Source organism: Actinoplanes sp. NPDC048988 (assembly GCF_043197815.1).
Lineage (GTDB): Bacteria > Actinomycetota > Actinomycetes > Mycobacteriales > Micromonosporaceae > Actinoplanes.
This window is the reverse complement of record NZ_JBICTW010000015.1, coordinates 20,888-29,679: the sequence shown is the minus strand read 5'-3', so window position 1 is coordinate 29,679 and position 8,792 is coordinate 20,888. Positions and strand designations below refer to the sequence as shown.

Genomic DNA, 8,792 nt, shown 5'->3' with positions numbered 1-8,792 from the left:
TCGTGTGCCGCCGCCCCCCCCCCCCCCGCGCGGGTCGGGGGGGGGGGGGGGGCCCGGCGCCCCCCCCCCCCCCCGCGGGGGGGGGGGGGGGGGCCCCCCCCCCCACCGCCGGGGTTCAAGCCTTACTTCTTGGCGGCCGGAGCCGAACCAGCGTCCTTACCAGCGCCCGCTTCCTCGCCCGCGCCGGCCTCTTCGCCCGCGCCGGCGTCCTGACCAGCACCGGCCTCTTCGCCCGCGCCGGCGTCCTGACCGGCACCGGCCTCTTCGCCGGCACCCGCGTCCTCGCCGGCACCCGCGTCGCCGCCCGCACCCGCTACGACAGCCTTAGCGTCGGCCAGCGCGAGGCACGCCTGCAGAAGGCTCCGCTGAGCGGAAGCGACAGCAGCCGCCGCAGCGTCATTGGCAGCGGCCCCACCGTCACCGGCAGCGCCTTCTTCCCCAGCCGCGCCTTCCTTGCCGCCCGCGCCGTCAGCGCCCTTCCCAGCGGCGTCACCTTCAGCGCCCTTCCCTGCGGCGTCACCTTCAGCGCCCTTCCCTGCGGCGTCACCCTTGCCGGCGGCGGCGCCCTTGCCGGCGGCGGCGCCCTTCTTCATGGCCTTGGCCCACTTCTTGGCCGCCGCCTTGTTCTGCGCCTTGGCCGCAGCCGATCCGGGAGCCGCAGCCGACCCGGAAGCCCCGGCCGCCGCCGCGTCGGCCGCGAAAGCGTCGCACGCCGCCTCGAGCGCGACCGCCGCATCCGCCGCCCCTTCCGCCGGCGGCTGGGCCTCGACCGGCGCCAGCTGTTCACCGTCGCACACCACCGCCCCGGCGTTGACCTGGACGTCGGCGCACTTCGACACGTCGAACTGCTGCCCGTCGACGGTGACCAGCTCGACCGCTTTGGTGCCGTTCTCGGTTCCGGTGCTCGCGTTCGCCAGTTGCACGCCGGCCGCGCCGAGCGCCACCACCACTCCCGTGACCACCACCGCGCCTATCGTCTTGCGACGACCACCCTGGTCTTCCTGGTTCCGAAAACGCCGGTAAGCGCGCGACCTCATGATCACTCCTCGTCGTTGGACGTCGATGTCACCTGGTTGCGGGCCAGTACGGGCACCGACGCCCCGACGGTTCAACGCGATTCCGCCGGCTAACCCCGACGATGACCTATTTCCGCAGGTCAGCAAGGGCAGAAAAATTATCCAGAAGAACCGGCAGGACGAGTTCGGGCCGCATCCCGGCCGTGTGATCGACACCGGGTATCAGCTGAACGCCCCACCCCATCGACTCGAGCTCCGCCCTGTTCCGGATCAGCCGTTCGGCGATCGGAACGCGAACGCTCCCCCATTTCGGACCGTACTGAATGTTGTCTTCCGACCCCGCGAATGCCATTCGCGGAATGGTGAGCACCGCGGTTCGCTCATCGAACGAGGTCAGCGATTCGTACAGCGACACGTATTGCGCGGTCTGTTCGGGCGGCACCGTGACCTCGACCGATTCCCAGTCCCCCGGCGTCACCGGCCCGCCGGTGGCCGGCTTCTCCGTCGCCATCCGGTGGGCCGCCCGGGTCACCGCCAGCATCTCGGCGTAGGGCCCGCCGAGCGGCGGATATCCACCCATGACCAGCGCCGTCATCCGGTCGGTCCGGATCGCCAACTGGAGCCCGGCCAGCGCGAGCCACGAGTACCCGTAGTAGGCGAAACGCTCCCCACCGGTCAGCGCCAGCAGGTCCTGCGCCACCGTCGCCGCGGTCAGCGCGGCCGGATGGCTCGCCCGGTGCGCCTCGTAGTCGGCCGCCACCACCCGGAAGCCGGCGGCCGCGAGCCCGGCCGCGAGCAGGTGCCCGGTGTCGGGTTCGGCGCCCCACGCTCGCATCTGTGAAGCGCGCGGCTCCTCGGTGACCGTCACGCCCATCGGCAACAGGACCACCGGGCCGTCGCCGAGGACGGTGACTTCCAATTCCGTGCCGTCGTGCAGTCGCGCCATGTTCCCTCCCTGAACGAAACCGTATACGCTGTAAAGACTATGGAGGAAATCAGCGCTCACGTCCAGCGGCTCTGGCGACATCGCGGCACGGCCCTGCCCACACCCCGGCGCGGTCCTCAGCGCCGGCTCGACCTCGACGAGATCCTGCGGGTGGGCATCGCCATCGCCGACGCCGACGGGCTCGGGGCCGTCTCGACCCGTGCGATCGCGGCCCGGCTCGATCGCACGGCCATGGCGCTCTATTCGTACGTGGGAACCAAAGAGCACCTGGTCGCCCTCATGCAGGACCAGGCTGTGGCGATGCCGGCGTGGGCGGAGCCCACGAGCAGCCTGGGTGACGCGCTGCGCGAGTGGGCGACGCGCCTGTTCGACGTCTACGTGACTCACCCGTGGCTGACCGAGCTGCCCTGGTCACAGGCGAGTCAGGGCCCCCACGAGCAGGACTGGACGGAGCGGCTGCTACTCATCCTGGACACGTGGCGGGTCGATCGGGGTCGACGGGCCACGACCGTCACCATGCTGTACGCCGTGGTCCGCGCCACCGCCGGCACGGCCGCCGCCTACCGGCGGGTCGACGCCGCGGCGTGGCTCGCGCAGGCCCGGGAGACCGCGCGGCAGATCCCGGACATGCGCGAGCGCTACCCGCTCTCGACCAGCCTCGAGCAGCACGCCGCCGACTGGCGGGACGCCCCGCGGGCGGCCCTGGTCAGCGGTGTCGCCCTAGTGGCTCAGGCACTCGTCGGGCAGTAGGAACCAGCGGAGCTTCTCGAACGCCGGGGGCAGCTCCAGGCGTACACCGTCAAGCGGACAAGGACGGCCCGTCAGCGTCTCGCGGGCCTCGACGAGGTAGCCCGCCAGGGCGTCCTCGCCCACGGTGACCGGCGACGGCAGCGGCGTGCCGTCCAGCACATCGGACAGGCGCACCGGCGGCTCGGCGTGCCGGACGTGCGTCCAGCGCCCGGTCCGCGGGCTGAAGCGGTAGTCCGGCAGCAGCGTGGCGCCGTGCCGGGCGATCAGCGTGACCGCCTCGATCAGGTAGTCGGCGACCGTGTCGGTGATGAAGTAGTTGAGGTTGAGCCGGGTCCAGCCGGGCTTGATGCCCTCCCAGCCCTCCATGATCTCGCTGCGGAACTCGCGCGAGTGCGCGTCGTCGATGCCGAGCAGCCGGTGACCGTACGGGCCGGCACACGAGCAGCCGCTGCGGGCCTGGATGCCGAACAGGTCGTTGAGCAGCGCGGCCACGTAGTTGTGGTGCAGGTACCGCTCGCCCGCGCGCACCTGGAAGGAGACGATCGACAGGCGGTCGGCGTCGAGGTCGCCGAGGATGGAGATGTTCTCCTCGGCCGCCCAGCGCTCGCGGGCCCGCTGCCAGAGCGCCTTCTCGCGCTCCTCGATCAGCTCGGCCCCGACGGCGTCCTTGACCGCGAAGACCAGCCCGGCCCGGATCGACTCGACGATGGCCGGGGTGCCGCCCTCCTCGCGGGCGACGGGGTCGGTCAGGTAGCGGTGGCCGCCCGGGTCGACGTACGCGACGGTGCCGCCGCCGGGCACCACGGGCACCCGGTTGGTGAGCAGGTGCTTGTCGACCACCAGAACGCCGGGCGTCTGCGGGCCGCCGGCGAACTTGTGCGGCGACAGGAAGACGGCGTCCTTGTCGTGCATCGAGATGGGCACGTACGGGCCGGCGGCGGCGTAGTCCCACACCGACAGCGCCCCGTGCTCCTTGAGGATCCGCGAGACGGCGGCGGTGTCGGTCAGGATGCCGGTCACGTTCGAGGCGGCGGAGAAACTGCCGACCCGCAAAGTCCTTCCCTCGTACGCGATGAGGGCTTCCCGCAGCGCGTCGAGATCGACATGGCCGGTGTGGTCGGACTCGATCTCCACCACGTCCGCGATCGATTCCCGCCACGGCAGTTCGTTCGAGTGGTGCTCGTACGGGCCGACGAAGATCACCGGCCGGTCCCGCTGGGGAATGCGTTCGCTCAGGCCGTACGCGTCGTCCAGGCGCTCGGGCACGCGGATGCCGAAGACGCCCGCGAGTTTGGCCACCGCGGCCGTGGCCCCGGACCCACAGAAGATCACCACGTGGTCCGGCCCAGCGCCGACGCTCTGGTGGATCATGCGGCGGGCCTCTTCGCGCAGCGCGCCGGTCTGGGCGCCGGTCGCCGACGCCTCGGTGTGCGTGTTCGCGTACCGGGCCAGCACCTGCTCGCGGATGAAGTCCTCGACGAAGTCGAGCGCCTGGCCCGAGGCCGTGTAGTCGGCGTACGTGATCCGGCGCGGCCCGAAGGGACCTTCGAGCACCTGACCGGAACCGATCAGACCGTCACGAATCCGCTCGAGCATGCCCATGGCCGCCTCCCCATTGAGGTAGTACAACGTGTGAAGCGCTTCCGCCCTCTACCGCCGGACGATATACGAAACCGCTACGGATTCGCCTTGTGTACGTTCGTACGTATGGATCGTGCCACCGCCCGCCGCCGCCTCGCGCTGTTCGCGCTGTTCTTCCTGCCCGGCCTGGGCATCTCGTCCTGGGTCACCCGAACACCGGACATCCGGGACCTGCTCGGGGCGTCGACCGCCGAGATGGGCCTGGTGCTGTTCGGGCTGTCGGCCGGCTCGATGATCGGCATCCTCGGCTCGGGCGCGCTCGTGCGGCGCTTCGGCACCCGGCCGATCGTCACGGTCGGGATCGCCGCCACGGCGCTCAGCACACCGATCATCGGGCTCGGCGCCGCCGCCTCGCAGAGCGCCCTGGTCGCCGCCGGGCTGGCCCTGTTCGGGCTCGGCATGGGCGGCGGCGAGGTGGCCATGAACATCGAGGGCGCCGACGTCGAGCGGGTCATCCGCCGCCCGGTGCTGCCCACGATGCACGGCTTCTTCAGCCTGGGCACGGTCGTCGGCGCGGTCATCGGCATGGTCCTCACCGCTGTCGCCTTCCCGGCGTCGTGGCACCTGCTCGTGATCGGCCTGATCAGCCTCCCGGTCGCCCTGACCGCCGTCCGCCACCTGCCCCACGGCCTCGGTCGCGCCTGCGCCGCCGAGCACGGCAGCGCCGGCGGCCGGCCCGTCTGGCGCGACCCCCGCCTGCTCCTGATCGGCGCGATCGTCCTGGCCATGGCCCTGGCCGAGGGTTCCGCGAACGACTGGCTGCCGCTGCTCATGGTCGACGGCCACGGCTTCGATCCCGCGCTCGGCTCGGCCGTCTACGTCGTCTTCTCGGCCGCCATGACCGTCGGCCGCTTCACCGGCGACCGGTTCCTCGACCGTTTCGGCCGCTTCCCGGTGCTCGCCGCCAGCGCGCTCGTCGGCGGCGCCGGCATCCTGCTGGTCGTGGCGGTCGACAACCAGATCGTGGCCGGCGCCGCCGTCCTGCTCTGGGGCCTGGGCGCCGCCCTCGGCTTCCCGGTGGCCCTCTCCGCCGCCGGCGACTCCGGCGACGACGCGGCCGCCCGCGTCTCCCTGGTCGCCACCGTCGGCTACGTCGCGTTCCTGGTCGGCCCACCCGGCCTGGGCTTCCTGGGCGACCACTACGGCCTGCGCAACGCCATGATCCCGGTCCTCACCCTGCTGGCCGTCGCCGCCGTGGCGGCATCCTCCCTGGCCCGAACGCGCCGCCCCGACCCCGACCCCGATCCCGACTCCAGCCCCCTGGCCGCCCCGGCCGAGCGGTGAGGGGCAACCGACGGCCGCTCCGTGGTCGAACGGAAACGCCCTATGTCCGGCCGGCGACACCTTCCTCGGGCCCGTGCGGCGGTGACGCGGGGCTTGAGGGGCTGTGGCAAGCTCGTGTTCCGTGATCGATGATCTCCGGACGGACCTGTCCGCACGACCGGCCCGGGGGCGCTCGTGAGGGCGGTCATCGTGGCGGCCGCTGTCGCCTTTCTCATCTCGCTGTTCGGCACCCCCGTCGCGATCCGCGTGTTCACCGCGCTCAAGGCCGGCCAGCCGATCCGCGCCAACCTCGGGCTGGCCAGCAACGCCGGCAAGAAGGGCACGCCCGCGATGGGCGGTGTCGTGTTCATCGTGGCCACCGTCTTCGCCTACGTGGCCGGCCACTTCGCGCTGACCACCCTGCCGGAGCGGCAGATCGCGCAGGAGGGGCCGACCATGACCGCCCTGGTCCTGCTCGGACTGTTCGTGTTCTGCGGCGTGGTCGGTTTCCTGGACGACTTCCTCAAGGTGCGCCGCCGCAACTCCGACGGCCTGTCGGCCAAGGGCAAGCTGCTCGGCCAGGCCATCGTCGGCGCCGGGTTCGGTGCGGTCGCGCTCTACTACGCCAGCACGAACGGCCAGACCGTGGCCAGCGAGCACATCTCGTTCATCCGCGACATCAGCTGGCTCGACGTCGGCAAGGTCGGCTCGGTGATGGCGTTCGTCTTCGTCATCACGGCGATGTCGAACGGCGTGAACCTCACCGACGGCCTGGACGGCCTGGCCACCGGCGCCTCGATCCTGGTGCTCGGCGCGTACGCGCTGATCGGCTACTGGCAGTACCGGCACTGGTGCGGTGACACCGACTACGCCCGGGCCAACGAGTACTGCTACCAGGTTCGCGATCCGCTGGAGATCGCCATGATCGCGGCCGCCGCGGCCGCCGCCTGCGTGGGCTTCCTGTGGTGGAACACCTCCCCGGCCCGGATCTTCATGGGTGACGTGGGCTCGCTCGGCCTGGGCGGCCTGATCGGCGGGCTCGCGGTGGCCACCCGTACGACGCTGCTCTCGATCCTGATCGGCGGGCTCTTCGTCCTCATCACGGTCACCTGGGTGATCCAGATCGTGTCCTACCGGACCACCGGCCGGCGCGTGTTCCGGATGGTGCCGCTGCACCACCACTTCGAGCTGGCCGGGTGGAGCGAGGTCAACATCGTGGTCCGGTTCTGGATCGTGGCGGCGATCTGTGTGGCGGTCGGCCTGGGCGTGTTCTATTCGGACTTCCTGGCCGTCATGGGGTGAGCCGCTCCAGTTCGGAGCGGGCGAAGTCGACCCGGGGGCTTTCCCGGCCCCCGGAGGCGGCCAGCTGGTCGGCCAGGTCGTGGGCGGCCTCGAGCCGGTGGTGGCGGGCCCGCCTGGCCGCCCGGCCGTGGCCCCCCTTGCGGTAGTGGTAGCGCTGGCGCCAGCCGCCCGACAGGGCGTCCAGTTCCTCCGGGGTGATCACGCCGCTGTCCGCCTCGGGGGCCATCACCGCCCGCATCGCCTCGCGTTCGGGGCGGACGGTCAGGTGGAAGACGGCGATCACGATGGCGAAGCCGGCCAGGATCTCGACGATGATGAAGAGCAGGACCAGGGTGCCGTTGCCGTCGGCCAGGCCCACGTTGGCGTCCCACAGGCCGTGCAGCAGCATCGCGGTCAGGATCAGGCCGAGGCCCCGGCCGAGACGGCGGGGCTGAGCCGGCGTTCCGGCGAGGTAGACGACGCCGGCGCCGGCGATCGCCGAGTACAGGATGTGCGACGAGAAGCCGGTCAGCAGCCGCAGGCCCACCGTGTGCAGGCTGGTGCCGAGCTGGTCGGAGCCGAACTCGGCGGAGGCGGAGTTCAGCCCGTACGAGATGTCCTCGAGAATCTCGAAGCCGAGGCCACAGAAAGCGCCGACGATGAAGCCGTCATAGGCGGTACGGACGACGCGCGGGGCGAGGAACAGGAGCAGGAGTACGCCGGACGCCTTGCCGAGCTCTTCGAAGATCGGCGCGGTCAGCCCGGCCCCGAACGCCTGCTGGAAGCTCTGGCCGAAGAGCTTGCCGTACAGGTCGAGCAGCGCGCTGTTGCCGGCGAGCGCGATGGCCCAGGTGGCCGCGAAGCCACCCCAGACGAACGCCGCCACCACCAGGGCGAGCGGCTGCTTCGAATAGCGGTCGATGCGCTCGGTGAACCACCAGAACAACACCGCGTAGACCGCGAAGACGACCGCGCTGGCGGTGAGGGCCGGCGCGTACAGCCGAATGCCCTGATTGATCGTGCCGGCCAGGACCCAGACGCCGTAGCCGACGCCGAGCACGTACACCCAGAAGCAGGCGTTGCGCGGCTGCCAGAAGTGGAACGGGTTGCCCCAGCCGGTCCGCGCGATCGCGGCCTCCCGCGTGGCGATCGTCATGATCCGCTCCCGATCGGCTCGACCGTCTGCAACATGCCCGCGACCTGCCGGGCCACGCTGTCCGGGACCTCGCGCGGGCCGACGATCTCGACCTCGACGCCGGTCTCGCCGAACACGAAGGCCGCGACCAGGCCGGTGCCGTTGGTGCCCTCGAAGTCGGCCGCGGCGCCCTGGTCGCCGCGGCCGTTGGTGACGGTCACCGGGTCGCCGGTGACGTGGAAGCCGGCGTCGTCGGGGACCCGCAGACCCTCGTTCGTCTTCTTGATCTGGGCCAGCAGTTGCGCCGGCGTGCCCCGGTAGGTGTCGGCGACGACCTCGAAGGTCACTCCGCCGTACGACACCGCGGCCGTTCCCGGGTAGCCGGCCGGACCGGGCCTGCCCTGCCGGACGCCGGTCAGCAGGTTGGCGCCGGCCACCGGAACGAACCGCACGTCCGGGCCGACCTGGATGACGTCGCCGGCCTCGATCGGGTCGTCGACCGACACCCGGTCGTTGATCGCCGGCACGATCCACACGGCGACCACGAACAGCAGCACGACCAGTCCGGCCGGCACCAGGGTGCGCCTGTCCATCCCGAGCCGGCGCCGGTCGACCGGCACCCAGTTCGCGCGCCAGCGCTCTTCCGCGTGAAGCCCCGTCATGATCGGCACGCTACCGCCTCGGACGGCGCTCGCCACTGCTCTGAGTCAGCGGTCACGCACGATACGACCAGCGGCCCGGCGGTTTCCCGCCGGGCCGC

Annotated in this window: 8 protein-coding genes; 3 read left to right on the top strand and 5 right to left on the bottom strand. The window is 71.6% G+C overall.

Annotated features, from left to right (window positions below; all coding sequences use genetic code 11):
• Window positions 1-122 precede the first annotated feature (122 nt).
• Window positions 123-1,037: a hypothetical protein gene (locus tag ACGFJ7_RS34770; RefSeq protein ID WP_392646052.1), complete on the bottom strand. Its 915-nt coding sequence runs from the start codon at window positions 1,035-1,037 to the stop codon at window positions 123-125.
• A gap of 106 nt (window positions 1,038-1,143) precedes the next feature.
• Window positions 1,144-1,962 (bottom strand): alpha/beta fold hydrolase, encoded by an 819-nt coding sequence (locus ACGFJ7_RS34765; RefSeq protein ID WP_392646050.1) that lies wholly within the window; start codon window positions 1,960-1,962, stop codon window positions 1,144-1,146.
• Between the two features lie 39 nt (window positions 1,963-2,001).
• Between ACGFJ7_RS34765 and ACGFJ7_RS34760 the strand changes: the two genes are divergently transcribed.
• A complete protein-coding gene (locus ACGFJ7_RS34760) occupies window positions 2,002-2,712 on the top strand; it encodes a TetR/AcrR family transcriptional regulator (protein WP_392646048.1) in 711 nt (236 codons plus the stop codon).
• Here the strand turns inward: ACGFJ7_RS34760 and ACGFJ7_RS34755 are convergent.
• Window positions 2,683-4,314: an aminotransferase class V-fold PLP-dependent enzyme gene (locus tag ACGFJ7_RS34755; protein ID WP_392646046.1), complete on the bottom strand. Its 1,632-nt coding sequence runs from the start codon at window positions 4,312-4,314 to the stop codon at window positions 2,683-2,685. The two genes, ACGFJ7_RS34760 and ACGFJ7_RS34755, sit on opposite strands and share 30 nt — an antisense overlap.
• A 105-nt stretch (window positions 4,315-4,419) precedes the next feature.
• Between ACGFJ7_RS34755 and ACGFJ7_RS34750 the strand changes: the two genes are divergently transcribed.
• Both ACGFJ7_RS34750 and mraY read left to right on the top strand, forming a co-directional pair.
• Window positions 4,420-5,637 carry an MFS transporter gene (locus ACGFJ7_RS34750; protein WP_392646044.1) on the top strand — a complete coding sequence of 406 codons (1,218 nt, stop codon included), beginning with the start codon at window positions 4,420-4,422 and terminating at the stop codon, window positions 5,635-5,637.
• Between the two features lie 174 nt (window positions 5,638-5,811).
• Window positions 5,812-6,918, top strand: a complete 1,107-nt coding sequence (gene mraY / locus ACGFJ7_RS34745; RefSeq protein WP_360258503.1) for a phospho-N-acetylmuramoyl-pentapeptide-transferase — start codon at window positions 5,812-5,814, stop codon at window positions 6,916-6,918.
• On the opposite strand, the gene ACGFJ7_RS34740 is transcribed toward mraY, so the two are convergent.
• Together ACGFJ7_RS34740 and ACGFJ7_RS34735 are read right to left on the bottom strand one after the other, a co-directional pair.
• Window positions 6,908-8,053 carry a PrsW family intramembrane metalloprotease gene (locus ACGFJ7_RS34740; protein ID WP_360258505.1) on the bottom strand — a complete coding sequence of 382 codons (1,146 nt, stop codon included), beginning with the start codon at window positions 8,051-8,053 and terminating at the stop codon, window positions 6,908-6,910. The genes mraY and ACGFJ7_RS34740 overlap by 11 nt on opposite strands.
• Complete coding sequence (locus ACGFJ7_RS34735) at window positions 8,050-8,694, bottom strand: hypothetical protein (protein WP_360258507.1); 645 nt, start codon at window positions 8,692-8,694, stop codon at window positions 8,050-8,052. The genes ACGFJ7_RS34740 and ACGFJ7_RS34735 overlap by 4 nt, the downstream gene beginning before the upstream one ends.
• Window positions 8,695-8,792 lie beyond the last annotated feature (98 nt).